We start from the raw sequence: 21,361 nt of genomic DNA, 5'->3' as shown, positions 1-21,361 counted from the left end.
GTTGTTTTATTTCTTGGGTAATTTTAGCATTGGTCGACGATTAACGATGAAATCTGGACTGACGACCTCTTCAATAGCCATGATGGAAATGAAAGCCCTAGGATCTATCTCCTCCATCACTTTTTTAACTTCCCGAATTTCTGTAGGTGACATTGCTACATAAATAACATTTTTCTCATGACCAGAATAAGCACCCTCACCTTGAAGATAAGTAACACCTCTCCCAATCTCTTCAATGATAAACTTAGCAATCTCAGCTGATTTATCAGAAATGATGAACATCCCACGAACTGAATATCCTCCATTTTCAACCAAGTGAACTACTTGACTAAACATAAAACTAGCAATTAAGGCATACATCATTCTTGGAACAGAAACATAAGTCAATGATAATAACATAACAAAAATGTCAAAACCTAAGAGAGCTTGACTGAGTTGAATACCAAACTTATCTTCGATAATTCTTGCAATAATATCTGATCCACCTGTTGTACCACCATAGCGAAAGACAATACCACTTCCAATACCAGCGCCAATACCTGCAATCAAGGAGATAACAAGATAGTCATGTTGCAAATCAAGATTAAGGGGTATTTTTTGAAAGATATAAACAAATAAATACATCGTACTAATCCCATAAATCGTGTAAGCCATCGCTCTTTTACCAAAAACATAAGCTCCCCATAAAACAAGAGGTAAATTCAAAAGATAACCTGAATAAGAAGGGTTAATATTAAACAAATGGTGAAAAACTAAGGTTAGACCAGCCAAACCACCTTCAGCAATTTTGTTTTGCATATTCAAATTAACAAAACCAAAGGCATAAATTGCAGTACCAAGGGTGATAAAGAAAAAATTTTTGGGATGAAAAATATATTTTTGTTTCATTTATTCTCCTATACTATAGTAAGTTTATCGATCGTCTTCTGTAAAACGACCAATGATATGGACATTTTCTGAGACCGATACAAATGCTGTAGGGTCGGTTTTTTGCATAATTGTTCTAAATTCGTTGTACTCAGCTCGTGAAATAATAGTGATGAGTACAGATTTTTTTTCGTGCTTATAAGTACCTTCTGCTTCATTGATAGAAGTGACGCCACGATGAAGTCTCTTATGAATCATTCGAATTACTTTTTCGGGTTTATCAGTAATAATCATGGCTTGCATTTTACGTTGTTTGGTAAAAACAGCATCTGTTACCCGACTAGAAACAAAGATGGCAACCATCGAATAAAGAGCATACTGCCAACCAAAAAGAATTCCTGCAAACAGCATAATGAAACCATTTAGAGTCATCGAGATGGTACCCACATCTCTACCTGTTTTTCTTCTAATAGCGACGCTGATAATGTCTGTCCCACCACTTGAAATGTTGGCTCTAAAACCAAGACCTACACCAACCCCCATGAAAAGTCCACCAAAAATAGCATTAATCAATGGGTCAGTCGTTAAAGTTGCTTGAGGCATAAACTGTACAAAGAGCGAGCTTAGAGTGACAGATATAAAAGTAAAAACAGTAAATTTTCTTCCTATTCGATACCATGCCATAATAAGTAATGGGATATTTAATAAGTAGAAGAAAAAAGCAACAGATAATTTTAATCCAAATGTTCTAAAAACGACCGATGAGATGATTTGAGACAGGCCTGTCACACCACTCGAATAAACGTGACCAGATTGAAAAAAGAAATTAACAGCAATACTAAATAATAACCCCGTTAGAACAGCTGCTGAAATCTTTTCTGCGTATTTTTCTCTAGAAATACTTCTTAATGTATTAAGAAGTCCTACTTTTTTTGCCCAACGATTAATAACAAATCTAATACGTTTGCTTAAAGGTGCTTTTTTAATCATATTTTTTTACTGTTAAAGATAATTCTTCTAATTGTTTCTTAGAAACAATACTTGGTGCTTGCGTCATTGGATCAACAGCACGGTTGTTTTTTGGAAAGGCAATAACCTCTCGGATATTTTCTTTTCCTGCTAAAAGCATCACAAAGCGATCAAGCCCCAGTGCTAGACCACCATGCGGTGGAAAACCATAATCCATGGCATCTAGTAAAAAACCAAATTGCTCATAGGCGTCTTCTGTCTTAAAGCCTAAGGCTTTCAGCATTCTTTCTTGCATATCTTTTTCATTGATCCGTAAACTACCGCCGCCCAATTCATAACCATTTAAAACAATGTCATAAGCAACAGCCCTGACTTTGCTCAAGTCACCTTCTAATTCTGAGACCGTTTCTTTTTGTGGTAAGGTAAAGGGATGGTGAGCACTAGTGTAGCGCTCTTCTTCTTTTGACCATTCAAACATTGGCCAATCAACCACCCATAAAAAATTGAATTGTGAGTCATCGATAAGTTTAAGTTCCTTAGCAATTCGTGTTCTAAGAGCGCCTAATGTATCATTTACAATAGCAAGATCATCTGCTACAAATAAAACCAAATCATTATTGCTTAACTGTAAATCATCTGTCAACTCATCTGTTATTGTTGATAAAAACTTTGCAATTGGACCTGTCAATAAGCTGTCAACATATTTTATCCAAGCCAACCCCTTAGCACCATACTGTTTAGCAATCTCTGTCAACTTGTCAATATCTTTGCGTGAATAGTTGCTTGCAGCATCTTTCACCACAATGGCTTTAACACTTGGCGCTTCAGAAAACACCTTGAAATCTGTCTTACGAACAAGTTCTGACACATCTTGTAGCAACATGTCATATCTTGTGTCAGGTTTATCGCTACCATATAAATTCATGGCATCATCATAAGACATTCTTGGTAATGGTAGTGTAAGGTCAATGCCTTTAACTTCTTTCATCACCTTAGCAATCAACCCTTCAACAATGGTTTGAATGTCCTCCTCTGATAAAAAAGAAGTTTCAAGGTCAACTTGTGTAAACTCAGGTTGACGGTCTCCTCTTAAATCTTCATCACGGAAACACTTAACAATCTGATAATAACGATCAAATCCAGAAGCCATCAATAATTGCTTGGTGATTTGAGGACTTTGTGGCAGTGCATAGAAATGCCCTTCACTAATACGACTAGGAACGAGGTAGTCACGCGCACCTTCTGGAGTTGATTTTGAAAGCATTGGTGTTTCAACATCAATAAATTCTAGACTATCTAGATAGTTTCTTATGATATGAGTCACCTTGGCACGAAGTTTAAAGTTTTCTAGCATGCTAGGGCGACGTAAATCAAGATAACGATAACGAAGACGAATATCATCATTCACTTCAATGTGATCTCTAATTTCAAATGGTGTTGTTTTCGCTGTGTTTAAAATGGTTAAATTGGTAACGTGAACTTCAATTTTCCCTGTCGCTAGCTTAGGATTTTCTTGATCTCTTTTTTCAACCTTACCTGTAACTTCAATGACATATTCATTTCTTAAGCTATCTGCAATAGACATCACTTCTTGACTAGCCACTTCTGGATTGATTACCAATTGGACAATCCCTTCACGGTCTCTAAGGTCAATAAAGATGAGACCCCCTAAATCTCTACGCCTATCTACCCATCCTTTTAGAACGATGTCACTTCCTTCATGTTCTAATCGAACACGTCCTGCATACATTGATCGCTTCATAAATTTCTCCATTATTTTTTTTGTGTTAGTTCTTTATAAATACTTACAAAACTCTCCTCTAGTTCATTGAGAGCCACTTCCTTTTCCTGTCTGGTCTGATTATTTTTGATAACAACTTTGTTTGATGCTAATTCTGACTCACCTAGAGTGATAACTATTTTAGCATTAAACATATCAGCTGACTTGAATTGGGCTTTGAGTTTTCTATCAAGGTAGTCTCTTTCAACTGAAAAACCTTGTTTTCTTAGTGATTGAACAAGAGTCAGTGCTGTTTCGTTAACAGTGTCGCCTAAAACAACGATATAAACGTCAAGAGCATTTGTAACAGGAAGATTAACCCCTTGCTTTTCTAAAATCATCAGTAATCTTTCAATTCCAAGGGCAAAGCCAAAACCAGGCGTTTCAGGTCCATCGAAATACTCAACCAACCCATCATAACGACCACCCGCACAGATGGTCAATTCTGTCTTATCAACAGTTGTGATAAATTCAAAAATCGTGTGATTATAATAATCTAACCCGCGTACCATATTAGTATCAATCACAAAAGGAATGCTAAGAGCTTTTAATAGCTGACAAACGGTATCAAAGTGCTGTTGACTTTCTTCATCAAGATAATCAAGAATAGAAGGGGCACCCTCTACAACTTGCTTGTCTTCTTTTTCCTTGGAATCCAACACTCGAAGAGGATTTTCTTCTAAACGACGTTGGCTATCCTTTGAAAGTTTATCTCGTAAAGGGGTTAAATAATCAATTAATGCCTGACGATAATTTGTTCGACTCTCGGGATTTCCTAAACTATTTAGATGAAGTGTTACACCAGAAATTCCTAGGTTTTCAAACAATTGATAAGCCATGGCAATTGTTTCAACGTCTGTTGCGGGATTTTTTGAGCCAAAGACTTCTACTCCAATTTGATGAAACTCACGCAAACGTCCTGCTTGGGGGCGTTCATAACGAAACATAGAACCCATGTAATATAGCTTGACTGGTTTTTGCACTTCGGGAGCAAATAATTTATTTTCAACATAAGAACGCACTACTGGAGCTGTTCCTTCTGGTCGAAGAGTAATATGGCGATTTCCCTTATCATAAAAATCATACATTTCTTTACTAACAATGTCTGTCGTATCACCAACCGAACGACTAATCACTTCGTAGTGTTCAAACAAAGGCGTTCTAATTTCTTCGTAACGATATTTTTGAAATGTTTCACGTGACACCTTTTCAAGATATTGCCATTTGACTGAGTCTTTAGGCAAGATATCTTGTGTGCCTTTTGGTTTTTGTAATTTCATAAGAGTCCTCTTCCATGACGTATTCCTATCTATTTTAACATAAAAAGAAAGGTTTTTTAGGGATATTGATAGCTATTTTTAAAAAAAGTTGAAAAAAACTGTCAAGTAACTTTACTTTACAAAAAAGGTGTGCTATTATAGTGGAGTTGATATAAAATCAAATATAAGTATTAAAAGGAGATAAACATGGCAGTACCAGCACGTCGCACCTCAAAAGCGAAAAAGAATAAACGTCGTACACACTATAAATTAGCAGCTCCAACTGTTAAATTTGATGAAACAACTGGAGATTACTCACGTTCTCACCGCGTATCACTTAAAGGATACTACAAAGGACGTCAAATCGCCAAAGCTGCTTCAGCAGAATAATAGGAGGGAGATCACATGCGCGTAAATATCACACTTGAACATAAAGAATCTGGTGAACGCTTGTACCTTACTTCAAAAAACAAACGTAACACACCAGACCGTATCAAATTGAAAAAATACTCACCAAAATTACGTAAACACGTTATTTTCACTGAGGTTAAATAATTGAATTAAAGAAAAGCCTATGAAATCAATCTTTCAAAGGCTTTTTTGGTTTTCTATCTAATGGTATAATAGTTTCAAACAAACTAACAACCCATTTGTAAACTCAATTAGGAAACAACCATGACAAAAGAAGAATTATATCAAGAGTGGAAAAAAGAAGAAGAAATGGCTCATATTAAGGGCTGGGATTTTTCACATATCAAAGATCGCTATGCTGAAGAAGATGATTTGCCTTGGGATTTTTCTCAAGTTATTAAAAAATACTTGACGGATGACTTGAATCTCTTAGACATGGAAACTGGCGGCGGTGAGTTTTTACTATCATTAAAACATCCCTATCACAAAACTGCTGCTATTGAAGGCTATCCACCTAATGTTGACTATTGTAAAAAGCTTCTACTACCCTTAGGTATTGATTTGAAAGAGGCAGATGGTGCAGCTCCTTTACCTTTTGAGGATGAGAGTTTTAATGTCATCACTAATCGTCACGGTGATTACACACCTTCTGAACTACATCGACTCTTAAAACAAGACGGTTATTTTATCACCCAACAAGTTGGGGCTAAAAATGATAGAGAACTGGTTGAATTACTGCTACCAGAACTCAAGGACTTACCTTATTCTAATCATTTTTTAAACATTAGAGAAAAAGAATTGATAGCAAATGGCTTTGACATTCTGGAAAGTGGTGAAGTTTATCAACCAATACGTTTCTTTGATATTGGTGCCTTAGTTTGGTTTGCAAAAATCATCGAATGGGAGTTTGTCGGTTTTTCTGTGGATAAACATTTTGATAATTTATTAAAGGCACAAGAAATGATTGATAGAGATGGCTTTGTGGAAGGTCGTATCCACCGATTTTACTTGGTGGCAAAAAAGAAATAAATGTAGATAAAACAACCCTAGAAATAACTTTTTCTAGGGTTGTTATTGTTTGAAAGCTCTATCCATTTTTCTCTTTTAGCTGTGAATGCCTATCACTAAGCCATTTAGCAACTTCTTCTTTGTAATGATAATCATCAATAATCTTTTGTAGATAAGGACGGTCTTTATCCTTGTTGACACCTGTGTTTAGCAATTCTTGATACAATTCCAAAAAAGGTAACTGTACATCTGCAGCAAATGAGAGCTCTTGTTCTTTATTATAATTAATCTTTCTAAAAAGAATATCAGAGTAGCCTTGTTCATCGATGGTCAGTATGGCATACTGTGCTCGCAAATCGTTTCTCAATTCTTTTCTTGGGTAATAAGGTTCCCCAATGCTACCTGGATTGATGATGATTTGGTTTTTACTGCTATATCTTAAAAGAGGTTGATGGACATGCGCAAAAATAGCGATGTCATCTTGATGAGATAAAAATAAATCATCAAACGCTTTAGTGCTATTGGTCACCATTAACTCTCTGCCCCAATTTTTGGTTGGTAAATGGTGAGAGATAGAAATTCTTAAACCATTAATCTTTTTTCGTACGTTTAGTGGCATCTCGCGTATATCCTTGATGCGTTGAGGGGGTAATTTATTTTCCAAGTATTGTGCTAATCTTGATAGGTAAATTTCGTCTGTGGAATTGGTTGTGTACTCTCCATCAAGAGCTTCTATCAAACAATCATCCCAGTTTCCTCTAATCTTGACCGTTACTGGTAATTGATCTAACAAACTAAAAATATTTTCACTACCTGGTCCAGGCATTAAAATGTCCCCCAATAACCAGTAGTCAGTCACTTTATTTTTCTTGGCATCTTCAACCACAGCTTTTAAAGCCTCATAATTGCCGTGGATATCAGCTAGCAATGCAATTTTAACTATCATCTGTTTTCTCCATTATTATTTTCTCAATTATAACTACTTTTGGCAAGTAAAATTAACCTCCTAATAATGTTATCAAACTATTTTAAGAATAGAATCTTTTACCATTTCAATAAAAGATGATACAATAAAACAACAATCAAAAGGAGGGTAAGCTTATGATACTAGTAAACAAAAAATCGCCAATTTGTGAGGATGGCGTTAAAATATAGTCTCACAAAATCTGATATTGGAGTGTGACAAATACATGACCATTGATTTTTACTTGGAGACAAAACGATTAATCATTAGACCTTTACAGGTTTCTGACTATCCCTCTTGGTTTGAGGGATTCTCAAACCGTCTACCGTCCCAGCACGCATTTGATGAGGGACATTTAGAGATGTCAATTGCGACAACAGAGTGGTTCAACCAGTTGGTGGAGCACCACCATCAGCTATGGCAAAAGGACGACACTTACATTCTCGCCATTTTTGATAAAAATAATCATCATTTAGGAATGATTAATATTGCTACATTGGCGCGTGCCAATTTCAATTGGGGAGAACTAGGCTATGCTGTGCATAATTACCTTTGGCGTCAAGGTATTGCTTATGAAGCCCTTTCTAATCTACTGCCCTATCTTGAAGACCACTTCAACTTTCATCGAATAGAAGCTCATATTAACCCCACAAATCACCCATCAAAACAATTAATCCAAAAATTGGATTTTCGCTTTGAAGTGACCAGAGAAAAATTCAGTTTTGAAAATGGCAAATGGACGGATAAGGATATCTTCTTTCTCAATTTACACGATAAAGAACTATAAGAAAAACTCCAAGAAAATAATATTTCTTGGAGGTTTTTAGTCATCAATCCTTCAACTGAAAGAGACGTTCAATCGTCATATCAAAGACACGCGCAATTTTTAGTGCCATTTCTAAGGAAGGATTGTAGCGATTGTTTTCAAGATGAATAATCGTCTCTCGCCTCACTCCGACCAAATCTGCTAATTCTTGCTGAGTCATACCAACTGATTCTCTGACGGCTTTTAAATTAGTCCTAATCTGACTTTCTTTCGCCATTGTTACCCCCATTTTTCAAAGAAGAAAAAGACAGCGGCAAATAGTAAGACCAAAAGGCCAACCACAACAAAGAGATAACCCGGAAAAATAGTAATAGAGCCTGTTAAAGCAAGAATCATGGCTAAAATGAATAAAATCACTAGGCTAAGTGAAAACATGACTGAAGCTGTTTTTGCTAAGTTACTGATAAAACGTTCATCCGGTTTTTCCTTGGTTTTCTTAAGGATAAAATGTAATAAAAAGACTAGTTGAACCAGAAGTCCTAGTCCCAAAAAGATTTCTTTCACATAATACTTACCAACACTTGGTGTTGATGCCCAAACACCAATGGTGTAGATAATGGTTGATAGCATGACCAAAATAGAATGTAATTTTTCAGCAATACCAAATTCTCTTTTGCGACCAAAATCATATGACCCTGTCATGAGAATGGTTGCAATAGATACTCCTTCACCAATGCTAACTATCCCGACAATTAGCCCTTTGGTTAACCAACCTAAATCGTTTTGACCAAAGATGATTTGGTAATCAATCACTAAAAAAATAATGAGCATGACTAAAATAAGCAGTGTTTTAAATTTTTTCATTTCTCTTTCTTTCTTATAAACTAGCAATATTATCTATGATGTTATAAATATATCACATCGATACGTTTAAAACAAGTTTTTTTCTGTTAGTTAAAGTATAAAAGAGCTCACTTTATGAGCTCTTTTATCATTGTAACATTTAATTAGTATCGTTTCTCTCTCAAATAAACAATTTGCGTTTGATAGGTAAACCCTAGTTTTTCATAGAGTCTTCTTGCACCAACATTGTCATCATCTACAGCAATTTGGAAAGAGTTTGCACCTTTTTGAATCAAGTCGTTAATCATCATCTTAACCAAGTAAGAACCAATACCTTTTCCTCGGTAAGCTTCTATGACAGCTAAGCCATAAAGATAATAATCCTCAGAACTGATCTCTACTGTACAAGAGGCAAGAACTTTATCCTCTTCTAATAGGATATAAAGTAGGCTATCTTTATCAGCAATTGCTTCTGTGACGTACTGATAGTGAACCTCTCTAGTCTCATCATCAAAAGCAGACATTTTGACAGCCACAATCGCATCAACATCACTAAGCGCTGCTTGTTTAACCTGCCATTCTTCTTTTGGCGTCACGTCAAAAGGGTCACTGTTTCGTCCAAGCAAAATATCTGTATCTTCCAGTTGGTGTAACTGTAAATTGGTGAGAAAATCAGGGTTTGAAGTCAAAAATTGGGCTTCTGTGATAAAAAGAGGTGGGTCTAGCTGATAGTTCTTTGTTTCTTTTTTAAACGTATCATACAAAACGGTTGCATAACCCTGTCTTCTATGATCTGGATCCACCAAAACACTAAGCTCTGCCTCTTTACTATCAGCATAAACACCAAGAAAAGCTATTAATTTTTCTTTTTCATACCCTAAAAAGAAGCTCGGTAATTGGCTGTCAAAATTTAACATATTTGACAAGTAAGGTTCCTTAAAAGTCTTATCATAGGCTTGACATTTTTTAACCAGGGTTTTGACGTCTTTTAATTCTTGGTCATTTAAGACAGTTCTAATCACTTGTTTCATTTGTTTTTTCCTTGTATTAGCTAGAAAGGTCTTCACTTCCGTTTTCTACTAGCTTTCTTATGAGGATTATTGTCATTATTATAACAAATTTTTTGCAGAAAAAAGAGCTCTTAGATCACTAAGAACTCTTAATATCATTATTTGACAAATTGTGCTGATTGTTGACCTGCTTGACGACCAAAGATGATGATATCTGCAACCGCGTTACCACCAATACGATTTTGGCCATGAATACCACCAGTCACTTCGCCAGCAGCGTAAAGACCTGGGATAGGTTTTCCATCTTTATTAAGAACTTGAGCTTCGGTATTGATTTTTAGACCACCCATTGTGTGATGGATTCCTGGTGCAATTTTAATAGCATAAAATGGTCCAGTGCTTAAGTCATTTTCCATTCCAGTGGTACGACCAAAATCAGTGTCTGAAGCATCTGCCACCGCTTGATTCCATTTTTCTAAGGTATTTTTCAAGGTTTCTGGCTCTGTTCCAATTTCTTTCGCTAATCCTTCTATGCTATCTGATTTTACTACTAAGCCTTTTTCATCATACTTATTAATAGCAGGAACACGTCCTTTAAGAGCATCATCAAAAACAACGAAAGCATGATTTGGGTCTAACTGATTAATGGCTGCTGAAACTTTATCTCTAGTTTCTAATTCATTAATGAAACGATTTCCCTTGTTATCAACCAAGATTGCTCCTTCACCACGAACAGCCTCTGTTATCAGATATGATGATTCTTGTTCAACTGTTGGATGAATTTGAATTTGATCCATATCGACAGTTTGTGCCCCCTCGTCTTCAGCAAGTGCAATACCATCTCCTGTCGAACCTTTTTGGTTGGTTGTCACATAGCCTTTTAATTCTGGTTTAAACTTCGTCACCATGTCCATATTAGCACCAAAACCACCTGTTGATAACACGACAGCTTTAGATGAAATAGTCATTTCTTTATCATTAATTTTGACAGTAACACCTGCCACTTGGCCAGCTTTTTCAATAATATCTGTTACTTCTGCATTCACAAAGACAGGGATATCACGTTCCATAATATTATCATATAATCCATCAACCAGATAGCCACCAACAGCTGATCCATCTGAAGGACGATGAGTGCGAGTAACACTCATTCCACCTGTTGTTGTAATATTATCAAGTGTGATACCCATGCTATCAAGCCAATCAATAGCAGAGGCTGAGTTATCTACAAAATAGTGAAGAAGTGCCTCATCATTACTTTCTTTACCCCCATTAAACGTTTCTTCAAAGAATTTTTGATTGGAATCTTCAATACCTTGCTCTTTTTGAAATTTAGTTTCTGATGCATTCATCCCAGCAGATGATTTAGCTGTATTACCACCAATATATGGCATTTTTTCAAAAATAACCACATTAGCACCAGCATCTTTTGCCGAAATCGCTGCAGACATTCCAGCACCACCAGAGCCGACAATAATAACATCATAATTCTCTTCTAATTTTGAAGGATCCGTGTATGTTTTTTCAGTTGCTCCAGAAACAACTTCCTCTGTCGTTGTTTCTTTTGGTTCACTCGTTTTTCCACATGCTACTAATGAGAAAAATGCTAAAAAAGTAGCTAAGAAAACAAATAATTTCTTTTTCATTATATTCTCCTTTTTAAATTAATATTTTCATCAGTATTGTACATTGTTTCACAATAAAAAGCAAGTCTTTATGATAAAGATGTCTTTGGAACTTGTCTAATAACTTTTTAATAGCTTTACAGTCTTGTAAAGCTTATTGACATTGTTACTATTATAGAAATATATTTAGTTATTAGCTTATTTTGGTTTTCTTTAGAAAAATACCACTCTAAAGAAAATTATGTTAAAATAATACTATTAATGCAAATACAAACTAACAGACAATAAGGAGTAATCATGACAAAAGAAGAAGTCATTAAACGCTTAAGAAAAGAATTAGGCTTGCCTCGCTTCAATGCTTTCTTTGAAGAAAAAAATTATAGTGAAGAGGATTATCAGGAACTTAAAAAAGATTTGGAAGACTACTATCGTGACTATGTAGATAATATAGAAGCTGATTTTCAAGGTGGATTAAAAACAAATGACGGTAGAAAATAAAACTTATTTTAAGAATAAACGTTAGTTACTTGACTAGCGTTTTTATTATTATTTACAACTACTTAAAAATAAAAAAGCACTCTAGGCTGTTCCCTAAAGTGCTTGGTATCAAGGCTTTTGAGCCTATCACTTGTAAAAATATATTACAATTGTTTGTTGTAGTATTCAACGATAAGTGCTTCGTTAATTTCTGGGTTAATTTCATCGCGTTCTGGAAGGCGAGCTAATGACCCTTCTAATTTTTCTGCATCAAATGATACAAATGCTGGACGTCCAAGAGTTGCTTCAACAGCTTCAAGAATTGCTGGAACTTTTTGTGATTTTTCACGAACTGAAATCACTTGTCCAACTTCTACGCTGTAGCTTGGAATATCAACACGTTTACCATCAACAAGGATATGCCCATGGTTAACAAATTGACGTGCTTGACGACGAGTTGTTGCTAAACCAAGACGGTAAACAACATTATCCAAACGACGTTCTAAAAGAAGCATAAAGTTAAAACCTGAAGTTCCATCAGCAATTTTTGTTGCTTTCACAAAGAGTGTACGGAATTGTCTTTCGCCTAAGCCATAAGTAAAACGAAGTTTTTGTTTTTCTGCCAATTGCAAACCGTATTCAGATAATTTGCTACGGTTGTTTGGTCCATGTTGACCTGGTACATAATTACGGCGAGCAAGCTCTTTACCTGTACCTGTAAGTGATAGTCCTAAACGACGCGCTTGTTTCCAAGATGGTCCTGTATAACGTGACATAAAAATGTCCTCCTCTATTTATTTAAAATATGAGGAAATAGATGCTTGAAAAATTCTGATTCGTGCAGATAGTTTTCGCCTAAACAGCAAAGGTTACTTTTTAGCTAACCACCTGTTGACGAGCTTCATATTTTTCTGCTGCTATTTCACACAAAGGATAGTATATCATAAAAGCCTAGAGTTGTAAACCCTAAGCTTGCTGAAAATATCTTTATTCTTGAGTTTCTAACGACATTTCTTGGGAGTCTTGCTCGCTATTTTCTTCTTTCATATCACAAGTACTTTCATTGTCATCTTCAAGGTAACGGATAAGTGTTTTTTCTGTTAAAATATCTGAATAAGTGTAGGATTCAACATAAGAGTTCTCCAAAGAATCATCATCTTGCGGGCGATCATTATATTCAACGATAAATAAAGAAGAATACACTTCAATTAAACGTCCTTGCTTATTTTTTTCTCTTTTACGACCATTTTCTAGGGTTAATTCAACCATTTTCCCTTCATGTGCCTTAATATCTTCTTTAATTTTTTTCATTTTTGCAACATCAGTAAATGCATCACTCATTTAGCACTCTCCTATTTCTCATCAAACTGGGCTATACTTGAAAACTTATTGTATTCTTTTTGAAACATTAGTTTAACAGTACCACGCGCACCACTACGGTTTTTTTCTAGAATAACTTCAACAGTATTATCAACAATCTTGTCATCTTCATTTTCCTTATTATCACGACTATAATAATCATCACGATATAAAAACGCAACAATATCAGCATCTTGTTCAATAGAGCCTGATTCTCTGATATCTGATAAAATTGGACGCTTGTCCTGACGTTGTTCAACTCCACGAGAAAGCTGACTCAAAGCTAGAACTGGCACTCTTAATTCCTTAGCTAAAATCTTAAGTTGGCGTGAAATTTCAGAAACTTCTTGTTGCCTATTTTCTGATTTAGAACCAGAAATCAACTGTAGATAGTCTATGACAATAAGTCCAAGATTGCCATCTACCTCTTTAGATAATTTTCGTGACCGAGCTCGTATCTCAGACATTTTTATACCAGGTGTGTCATCAATATATATTGGTGCTTCTGCCAGATTTCCTTGAGCAAGGGTTAAACTTTGCCACTCTTGATCAGTTAATTGACCCGTTCTTAAATGATGAGAGTCAACCATTCCTTCTGAGGCAAGCATTCTATCAACCAAACTTTCAGCACCCATCTCCAGTGAGAATATAGCAACTGCTTTTTTCTGCTTGGTTCCAATGTTTTGTGCAATATTCAGAGCAAAAGCTGTTTTTCCCACACCTGGCCTAGCTGCTAAAATAATCAATTGATCTGGATGAAATCCTGTTGTAACTTTATCAAGGTAAGTAAAGCCAGTAGCAAGACCTGTTACATCAGAAGATTGTTGAGATCGGCTTTCTAAATTTTCATAGTTTGTTTTTAAAATATCAAATATCTTGCGAAAACCATTATGATGATTATGTTCATTAACAGCAATTAAGTCCTGTTCAGCTTTTGCAATCAAATCCTCTGAAAGAAAGGCGCCATCATATGCTTTATTAACAGTGTCTGTTAAGCGATTTATAAGATTTCTTAAAAGAGATTTTTCTGAAACAATCTTAGCATAATACTCAGCATTTGCACTTGTTGGAACACTATTAACCAGTTCAACTAGATAGGAAATTCCTCCAATATTTTGTAAATCACCTTGACTATCCAAAATATTTCTAACCGTTGTTGCATCAATAGCATCATTCTTATCACCAAGACTAATCATCGCCTTAAAAATAATACGATGAGAATATTTGTAGAAATCTTCTGGTTCAATATACTCCCTAACAACAATTAATTTATCTGGGGATAAAAATATTGAGCCTAAGACAGATTGTTCGGCGACTACATCTTGTGGCTGAATTCTCAATTCTTGAGCATCTGTCAAAACATGGTACCTCCTAGTTTACAATAATGTCAATTTTATTTACAGTTCCTTGACATGTACTTTTATTTGACCAACTACTTCTTTATGGAGTTTAACAGGTACTTCAATCAGGCCAATGGCTCTAATTGGATGGTCTAATTGAATATGGCGCTTGTCAACCTTTAAACCAAATTGTACTTCCAACTCCTCAGCAATTTTTTTGCTTGTGATAGAGCCAAAGGTTCTTCCATCTGGACCCACGTGTTCTTCAAAAATAATTAATGTTTCTTTTTTATCCAAAATTTCTTTTAGTTGTTGAGCTGCCTCAAGGATTTCTGCTTGGTGTTTAGCTTCTGATTTTTGTTTTCCCTTTAATTCGCTAATAGCTTGAGAAGTTGCTTCTTTTGCAAGATTTTTTTTAAATAAAAAATTTTGAGCATATCCTGTTGGAACTTCTTTAATTTCGCCTTTTTTCCCTTTACCTTTAACATCTTCTAAAAATATAACTTTCATCTTAGTACTCCTCTCGATGACTTCTGTCTTTATTTATTTTTTCAATTAATAATTGATAGACTTCTTTAATGGTCTGTTCTTCTTTTTGGCAAGCAGCAACATTAAAATGACCTCCACCACCCATTTCTTCCATAATTTTTTGAACATTTATCTTATTACGACTTCTTGATGAAATTGTAGTATGACCTTTAGGATTCTTAGAAATAACAAAAGTAGCCTCAATCCCTGCCATCGCAAGCATTGTGTCAGCTGCCTTGCTGGCAATCACATTGGAATAAAATTTATTTTCATCTCCACAAGCAATTATAATATCTCGTTTAAAGAGTTCCCCAGCCAAAATTAACTCATTAATCTGTCTATATTCATCAAATTCTGTCGCCGCAATTGTTTGAATTTCAAAACTATCACTACCTAATGTTACAAGATAACTTGCCACATCAAAAGTTCTACTAGTCACTCTATTTGAAAAGTTTTTAGTATCTTGCATTATCCCTGCCATTAAAATACTAGCCTGAGTTTTGTTCAATTGTTTTTTACGAGCATTTTGAAATTGAATAAGTTCTGTCACCAACTCACAGGCACTACTAGCCCCACTTTCAATGAAGGATAAAACAGCATTTTCTGGAAAATCTTCATTACGTCTATGGTGGTCAACAACAATGACCTCAGAAAATTTGTCATATAGCTCTTTTGAAAGAGTTAAGTTTGTTTTAGAATGATCTACCATGATTAATATAGAATTTTTAGTTACAAGCTTTTCAGCTTGTTCTATAGTAATCAGTGGCAACATACTATCTTTTTGTAAACTTGTTACAGCCCTTTTGATGTCTGGATTCATATTCTTATCATCATAGACCGCAAAAGCATCATCAATAATATTGCTTGCAAAAAATTGCATCCCAATTGATGCTCCTAAGGCATCCATATCAAGATTACGATGGCCAACAACAAAAACAGAATCTACCGTTTTAATTTTATCTGAGATTGCTGTCATCATTGCTCTTGTACGTGTTCTTGTTCTTTTAACAGTTGAAACACTACCACCACCAAAATAGAGGAATTCTTTATGCTCACCATTTTCTCTAATAACAACTTGGTCCCCACCCCTAACAAGAGCCATATTCAAGTTTTTTTGAGCAACGTTACCAATATCATAATAATTTTGGTCACCATAAGAAATTCCCATGCTAATTGTTAAAGATAATTCTTTCTCTTTTGCAGCAACTTTAAATTTTCCAAGAATATCGAATTGCGAGCTAATCAATTTTGATAAAATGCTATAGTCCGTAAAGAAATAGAAGCGATCCATATCAAAACGACGATAAAAAATATGTCTCGATTCTGCAAATTCTGTAATAAAATTTGCAATAAAAGTATTAACTTGAGAAACTTCTGCATCCTGTAAATTATTGGTTATGTCATCGTAATTATCGATAGAAATTATTCCAATAACTGGACTCGTTGAGGGCATCTCATTATTATGAGAAATAGAAGAAACGTTATCAAAAAAGTAGAAAACACCTTCTTCTAAATCAACATTAAAAAAATAACGCTTTTCATCAATCATAATTGACTGATCAATTGATCCATTTTCTTTTTCTCTAATCGTATTTTTAATAATTTTATCATCAATTTTCCAGATGCATCAGTAAAAACTAATTCTGCATAAGGATTATACCAATCAATAGCACGTGTAGTTTGGTTAAATTTTACAACACCAACTGGCATTTGATCTAATAAATTTTTTAAACTAATTTCCGTTTGATTATTTAAAAGACCAATTTGTTCCGTTTCAGATAATTCATAGGTTCTTTTTTGGTAGATAAACAAAGCAACAACAAATGACATTATTAGAAAAAATGCTAAAAAAAGCATAAATTTAGATGTTAAAAAACTAACAGATATTGTAATCAATGCTAATAAAAGTAAACCAATAATGATAAAGTGAGTATTTGTTAATCGAAATCTTTTCATATTTAAACCTCTTAATACATCATTATAGCATAAAAGTACTTTAAAATATAGACATATCTTTGTTTATCCTAGGTAGGTTAACATTTTTTAGTAGATCTATTTTTTCCTTCTAAATAAACCATCAAAATACTAATATCTGATGGATTAACCCCTGAGATTCTACTTGCTTGACCAAGAGTTTCAGGATTAATTTTCTTAAATTTTTGACGTGCTTCGGTTGCAATAGAATCAAGTACATCCCAATCCATATTTTTTGGAATGCGCTTTTCTTCCATTCGTTTCATCTTGTCAACCTGATCTAAAGCTTTCTTGATATATCCTTCATACTTAATTTCAGTTTCTATAAAATCAATTTCCTTGTCATCTAAGTTAACATCTCCAGAACCAATAAATTGAGTAATAACATCATAATCAACTTCGGGACGACGCATAAATTCTTTTGCTGTCAAGGCATCAGTTAAAGGTTTAAACCCTAATGAAACAATCTTTTCATTTGTTTTTGAAACAGGCTTTAATTTAACGCTGTCAAGTCTTGTCAACTCTTTGTCAATCTTATTTTTTTTATTTAAAAATTCTCTATAGCGTTCGTCGTCCACTAATCCAATTGAGTGTCCTAACTCAGTTAGTCTCATGTCAGCATTATCATGTCTTAAAATCAAACGATATTCGGCTCGACTTGTTAGAAGACGATATGGTTCTAAGGTTCCTTTCGTAACAAGATCATCAATCATAACACCAATATAGCCATCACTACGTTTTAAGATAAATTCTGGCTTATTTTGTATTTTCAAAACAGCATTAATTCCAGCGATAAGCCCTTGTCCAGCAGCTTCTTCGTAGCCGCTAGTTCCATTTATTTGACCTGCTGTAAATAAACCTGAAATTTTCTTAGTTTCCAAGGTTGCTCGCAGTTGATGAGGTGGGATAATATCATATTCAATAGCATAACCTGTTCTCATTAATTCAGCATTTTCAAGCCCAGCAATTGATTGAAGTAAATCCTTTTGAACATCTTCAGGTAAACTAGTTGACAGTCCTTGTACATAAACTTCTTCAGTGTCTCGACCTTCAGGCTCCAAAAAAAGTTGATGACGATCCTTATCTGAAAAACGAACAATCTTATCCTCAATAGATGGACAATATCTTGGCCCAACACCTTTAACCATGCCTGAGAATAAGGGTGCACGATGAAGATTATTATTAATAATCTCATGACTCTCTTTGTTAGTATAGGTTAACCAACATGGAATTTGTTCTTTAAGATAGTCTTCATCTTTAGAAAGAAAAGAAAAATGATTTGGTGTACCATCGCCAGGTTGTATCTCTGTTTTATCATAATTAATTGAGTCTGCTTTTACTCTAGGTGGTGTCCCTGTTTTAAATCGGTCAATTTCTAATCCTAGTTTTCGTAAATTATCAGCTAATTTAACTGAAGCGAGACTATTATTTGGACCAGAAGAATATTTAAGATCACCAATAATAATTTCTCCCCTAAGAGCAGTCCCTGTTGTTACAACCACAGCTTTTGCTGAATAGGCTTGTTTAGTAGCTGTTTTAACACCAACAACTTTTCCTTCTTCCACCAAAATTTCATCAATCACTGTTTGGCGAAGTATTAAATTCTCTTGTTTTTCAACTGTTTGTCTCATATTTTTAGAATAAAGAGCTTTATCAGCCTGTGCTCTCAGAGCTCTAACCGCAGGGCCTTTTCCAGTGTTTAACATTTTCATCTGAATATAACTCTTATCGATATTCTTAGCCATCTCTCCACCAAGGGCATCAATTTCTCTGACAACAATCCCTTTAGCAGAACCACCAATAGAAGGATTACAAGGCATAAATGCTAACATATCAATACTTATCGTTGCTAATAAGGTATTACAGCCCATCCTACTAGAAGCGAGCGCTGCTTCAACACCAGCATGTCCTGCTCCTATTACTATAATGTCATATTTTTCTACAAAATGATGTGTCATATTATCCTCTCAAAATAAAAAATGATCAAAGCTTTGAAAGTGTAAGCAAAAAAGCTTACAACATCCATGAGCTTTGACCATCATAGTTATTGTTACTGTTATTTTATCAAAATCTTAAAAATTGTCAACAAGAGCTATCAATGTTCCCTTTACACAAACAAGCAACATCGTTGACAACATTGTAAAGTTTCTAAATATATTGACAAAGTTCATCGTTTTTATAAACTTTATCAATAATTCCTCCACCAAGACATTCATCTCCATCATAAAAAACAACTGCTTGTCCTGGTGTAACTGCCCTTTGTGGTGATTCAAAAACCACCTCAGCTCTATCTTCTTTCACATGGACAATTACTTTAGAATCAGGTTGACGATAACGAAACTTTGCTGTGCACTCTATTGTAAACTCAGAGGGCATAGTCCTTGTAAAATGAACACTAGTTGCTTCAAGACTAGTTGACATTAATGACTCATGGTAAAAACCTTGTCCTACATATAAAATATTTTTTGAAATATCTTTACCAACAACAAACCAAGGTTTGTTGTCACCACCTTGTTGCCCACCAATACCTAGACCACCTCTTTGGCCTATTGTATAGTACATTAAGCCAGCATGTTCACCCATATCACGGCCATCAACTGTCATCATTCTTCCTTTTTGAGCAGGTAGGTATTGGCTTAGAAAGGTTTTAAAATTTTTCTCCCCAATAAAACAAATACCAGTTGAATCTTTCTTTTTAGCTGTAGCAAGATGTGCTTGTTCAGCTAATTCACGGACTTGTTTTTTCTCAAGGTGACCTAGAGGAAACATTGTTTTTTGCAATTGTTCTTGTGATAATTGGCTTAAGAAATAAGTTTGATCCTTACCGTTATCAATACCTCTCAACATATGAACGTGGCCATCTTCATCTCTGGCAACTTGTGCATAGTGACCAGTTGCAACATAATCTGCACCCAAGTCCATTGCATAATCTAGAAATGCTTTAAATTTTATTTCTTTATTACACATGACATCAGGATTTGGTGTTCTACCAGCCCTATATTCAGCCAAAAAATATTCAAAAACACGATCCCAATACTCTTTTTCAAAATTTACTGAGTAATAAGGAATTCCAATTTGATCTGCAACAGCGGCAACATCTTTATAGTCTTCTGTTGCTGTACAAACACCAAATTCATCCGTATCGTCCCAATTTTTCATGAAGACTCCGATAACATCATACCCTTGCTCTTTTAAAAGCAAAGCAGTGACTGATGAATCAACACCTCCACTCATCCCGACAATGACACGAGTTTTAGAGTTATCTACCATCTTTTCTCCCATCTTTTCCTAGAAATACGGATTTGAAGGTCCATTTTCTGTAATATTTAAAAAACGATTTGAAGGTCGATTTTAAATCCTGTTAAACAGGTAAACATTATTATAGCACTATTTAGGAAGATGTCAAAAACTTGCTTTACGTATTTTTAACAATCTATTAAAAAATAAACACTCTAAATGTCTTATCTTTGGTATAATATAATGTAACTCATTTTAGAGGAGAAAATATGAAAGCATTAAAATTTCAATCTGTTTTTGATATTATTGGTCCTGTTATGATTGGTCCTTCAAGTAGTCATACTGCTGGAGCGGTTCGAATTGGACGTGTCGTTGGTTCTATCTTTGGTGAAGAACCTACAGAAATTACCTTTCATCTCTATCACTCTTTTGCTAAAACTTATAAAGGGCATGGCACTGATATGGCCTTAGTTGCTGGCATTTTAGGGATGGACACTGACAATCCAGATATTAAAAACTCTCTTGAAATAGCTCATCAAAAAGGAATTAAAATTTATTGGAATATTTTAAAAGATAGTAATGTCCCTCATCCAAACACTGTCAAGATTGTTGTCAAGAAAAAATCGAAAGAAATGAGCATTACTGGCGTTTCTATCGGTGGCGGAAATATTGAAGTGACTGAATTAAATGGTTTTTCGGTTTCTTTAACTATGAACACACCAACACTAATTATTGTTCATAAAGATGTCCCTGGGATGATAGCACGAGTCACAGATATTTTATCTCACTATAATATTAACATTGCACAAATGAATGTGACCAGAGAAAAAGCTGGAGCAAAAGCCATTATGATTATTGAAATTGACTCAAGAGATTGTCAAGATGCTGTCAAGGCTATTCAAAAAGTATCACATATCTATAATATTAATTATTTTGCCTAGGAG

General features: G+C 34.8%; 20 protein-coding genes and 2 pseudogenes. 6 read left to right on the top strand and 16 right to left on the bottom strand.

Annotation, left to right across the window (positions count from 1 at the left end):
- Positions 1-6: 6 nt before the first annotated feature.
- Genes A3I1_RS0106545 through hisS form a run of 4 tightly spaced genes read right to left on the bottom strand, consistent with a single transcriptional unit; the run spans position 7 to position 4,896 of the window.
- Positions 7-888, bottom strand: coding sequence for a YitT family protein (locus A3I1_RS0106545; RefSeq protein WP_018370484.1), 882 nt, complete (start codon positions 886-888; stop codon positions 7-9).
- 24 nt (positions 889-912) lie between these two features.
- Positions 913-1,857: a YitT family protein gene (locus A3I1_RS0106540; RefSeq protein WP_018370483.1), complete on the bottom strand. Its 945-nt coding sequence runs from the start codon at positions 1,855-1,857 to the stop codon at positions 913-915.
- A complete protein-coding gene (aspS, locus tag A3I1_RS0106535) occupies positions 1,850-3,598 on the bottom strand; it encodes an aspartate--tRNA ligase (protein WP_018370482.1) in 1,749 nt (582 codons plus the stop codon). The genes A3I1_RS0106540 and aspS overlap by 8 nt, the downstream gene beginning before the upstream one ends.
- Before the next feature lie 11 nt (positions 3,599-3,609).
- Positions 3,610-4,896, bottom strand: coding sequence for a histidine--tRNA ligase (gene hisS, locus A3I1_RS0106530; RefSeq protein WP_018370481.1), 1,287 nt, complete (start codon positions 4,894-4,896; stop codon positions 3,610-3,612).
- Between the two features lie 186 nt (positions 4,897-5,082).
- Here hisS and rpmF point away from each other — a divergent pair, with 186 nt between their 5' ends.
- The 3 genes from rpmF to A3I1_RS0106515 all read left to right on the top strand — a co-directional run bounded on the left by rpmF (position 5,083) and on the right by A3I1_RS0106515 (position 6,315).
- A complete protein-coding gene (gene rpmF, locus A3I1_RS0106525; RefSeq protein WP_018370480.1) occupies positions 5,083-5,265 on the top strand; it encodes a 50S ribosomal protein L32 in 183 nt (60 codons plus the stop codon).
- A gap of 15 nt (positions 5,266-5,280) precedes the next feature.
- Positions 5,281-5,430, top strand: coding sequence for a 50S ribosomal protein L33 (gene rpmG, locus A3I1_RS0106520; RefSeq protein ID WP_018370479.1), 150 nt, complete (start codon positions 5,281-5,283; stop codon positions 5,428-5,430).
- A gap of 120 nt (positions 5,431-5,550) precedes the next feature.
- On the top strand, positions 5,551-6,315 hold the full coding sequence (locus tag A3I1_RS0106515) for a class I SAM-dependent methyltransferase (protein WP_018370478.1): 765 nt from the start codon (positions 5,551-5,553) through the stop codon (positions 6,313-6,315).
- A gap of 58 nt (positions 6,316-6,373) precedes the next feature.
- On the opposite strand, the gene A3I1_RS08030 is transcribed toward A3I1_RS0106515, so the two are convergent.
- A complete protein-coding gene (locus A3I1_RS08030) occupies positions 6,374-7,240 on the bottom strand; it encodes a metallophosphoesterase family protein (RefSeq protein WP_018370477.1) in 867 nt (288 codons plus the stop codon).
- A 244-nt stretch (positions 7,241-7,484) separates the two neighbouring features.
- Here A3I1_RS08030 and A3I1_RS0106505 point away from each other — a divergent pair, with 244 nt between their 5' ends.
- Positions 7,485-8,045 carry a GNAT family N-acetyltransferase gene (locus A3I1_RS0106505; RefSeq protein ID WP_018370476.1) on the top strand — a complete coding sequence of 187 codons (561 nt, stop codon included), beginning with the start codon at positions 7,485-7,487 and terminating at the stop codon, positions 8,043-8,045.
- Between the two features lie 43 nt (positions 8,046-8,088).
- On the opposite strand, the gene A3I1_RS0106500 is transcribed toward A3I1_RS0106505, so the two are convergent.
- From A3I1_RS0106500 to A3I1_RS0106485, 4 genes are all read right to left on the bottom strand, one after another.
- Positions 8,089-8,301, bottom strand: coding sequence for a helix-turn-helix transcriptional regulator (locus tag A3I1_RS0106500; RefSeq protein ID WP_018370475.1), 213 nt, complete (start codon positions 8,299-8,301; stop codon positions 8,089-8,091).
- A 2-nt stretch (positions 8,302-8,303) separates the two neighbouring features.
- Positions 8,304-8,888, bottom strand: a complete 585-nt coding sequence (locus A3I1_RS0106495) for a DUF3796 domain-containing protein (RefSeq protein WP_018370474.1) — start codon at positions 8,886-8,888, stop codon at positions 8,304-8,306.
- Positions 8,889-9,031: 143 nt separating this feature from the next.
- Positions 9,032-9,898, bottom strand: coding sequence for a GNAT family N-acetyltransferase (locus A3I1_RS0106490; protein WP_018370473.1), 867 nt, complete (start codon positions 9,896-9,898; stop codon positions 9,032-9,034).
- A gap of 137 nt (positions 9,899-10,035) precedes the next feature.
- Entirely contained in the window at positions 10,036-11,523 is a 1,488-nt protein-coding gene (locus A3I1_RS0106485; protein ID WP_018370472.1) for a flavocytochrome c, read from the bottom strand.
- A 276-nt stretch (positions 11,524-11,799) separates the two neighbouring features.
- Between A3I1_RS0106485 and A3I1_RS0106480 the strand changes: the two genes are divergently transcribed.
- Complete coding sequence (locus A3I1_RS0106480; protein ID WP_018370471.1) at positions 11,800-12,000, top strand: hypothetical protein; 201 nt, start codon at positions 11,800-11,802, stop codon at positions 11,998-12,000.
- A 143-nt stretch (positions 12,001-12,143) separates the two neighbouring features.
- Here A3I1_RS0106480 and rpsD read toward each other — a convergent pair whose 3' ends face one another.
- The 7 genes and pseudogenes from rpsD to mnmA all read right to left on the bottom strand — a co-directional run bounded on the left by rpsD (position 12,144) and on the right by mnmA (position 20,450).
- On the bottom strand, positions 12,144-12,755 hold the full coding sequence (gene rpsD / locus A3I1_RS0106475; protein WP_018370470.1) for a 30S ribosomal protein S4: 612 nt from the start codon (positions 12,753-12,755) through the stop codon (positions 12,144-12,146).
- Positions 12,756-13,041: 286 nt separating this feature from the next.
- Positions 13,042-13,320, bottom strand: a pseudogene (locus tag A3I1_RS08025) (Veg family protein); the annotation flags it as partial.
- Between the two features lie 11 nt (positions 13,321-13,331).
- Entirely contained in the window at positions 13,332-14,696 is a 1,365-nt protein-coding gene (dnaB, locus tag A3I1_RS0106465) for a replicative DNA helicase (RefSeq protein WP_018370468.1), read from the bottom strand.
- A gap of 39 nt (positions 14,697-14,735) precedes the next feature.
- Entirely contained in the window at positions 14,736-15,188 is a 453-nt protein-coding gene (gene rplI, locus A3I1_RS0106460; RefSeq protein WP_018370467.1) for a 50S ribosomal protein L9, read from the bottom strand.
- Between the two features lies 1 nt (position 15,189).
- Positions 15,190-17,162, bottom strand: a pseudogene (locus A3I1_RS08165) (GGDEF domain-containing protein).
- A 77-nt stretch (positions 17,163-17,239) separates the two neighbouring features.
- A complete protein-coding gene (gene mnmG, locus A3I1_RS0106450; protein ID WP_018370465.1) occupies positions 17,240-19,138 on the bottom strand; it encodes a tRNA uridine-5-carboxymethylaminomethyl(34) synthesis enzyme MnmG in 1,899 nt (632 codons plus the stop codon).
- A 190-nt stretch (positions 19,139-19,328) separates the two neighbouring features.
- Positions 19,329-20,450, bottom strand: coding sequence for a tRNA 2-thiouridine(34) synthase MnmA (gene mnmA / locus A3I1_RS0106445; RefSeq protein ID WP_018370464.1), 1,122 nt, complete (start codon positions 20,448-20,450; stop codon positions 19,329-19,331).
- A gap of 236 nt (positions 20,451-20,686) precedes the next feature.
- Here mnmA and sdaAB point away from each other — a divergent pair, with 236 nt between their 5' ends.
- On the top strand, positions 20,687-21,358 hold the full coding sequence (gene sdaAB, locus A3I1_RS0106440) for an L-serine ammonia-lyase, iron-sulfur-dependent subunit beta (protein ID WP_018370463.1): 672 nt from the start codon (positions 20,687-20,689) through the stop codon (positions 21,356-21,358).
- Positions 21,359-21,361: the final 3 nt, after the last annotated feature.

Origin of the sequence: Streptococcus marimammalium DSM 18627 (genome assembly GCF_000380045.1) — a bacterium.
Classification (GTDB): domain Bacteria; phylum Bacillota; class Bacilli; order Lactobacillales; family Streptococcaceae; genus Streptococcus; species Streptococcus marimammalium.
Note: the sequence above shows the minus strand (reverse complement) of the source record. Positions and strands in the feature narration are given on the sequence as shown.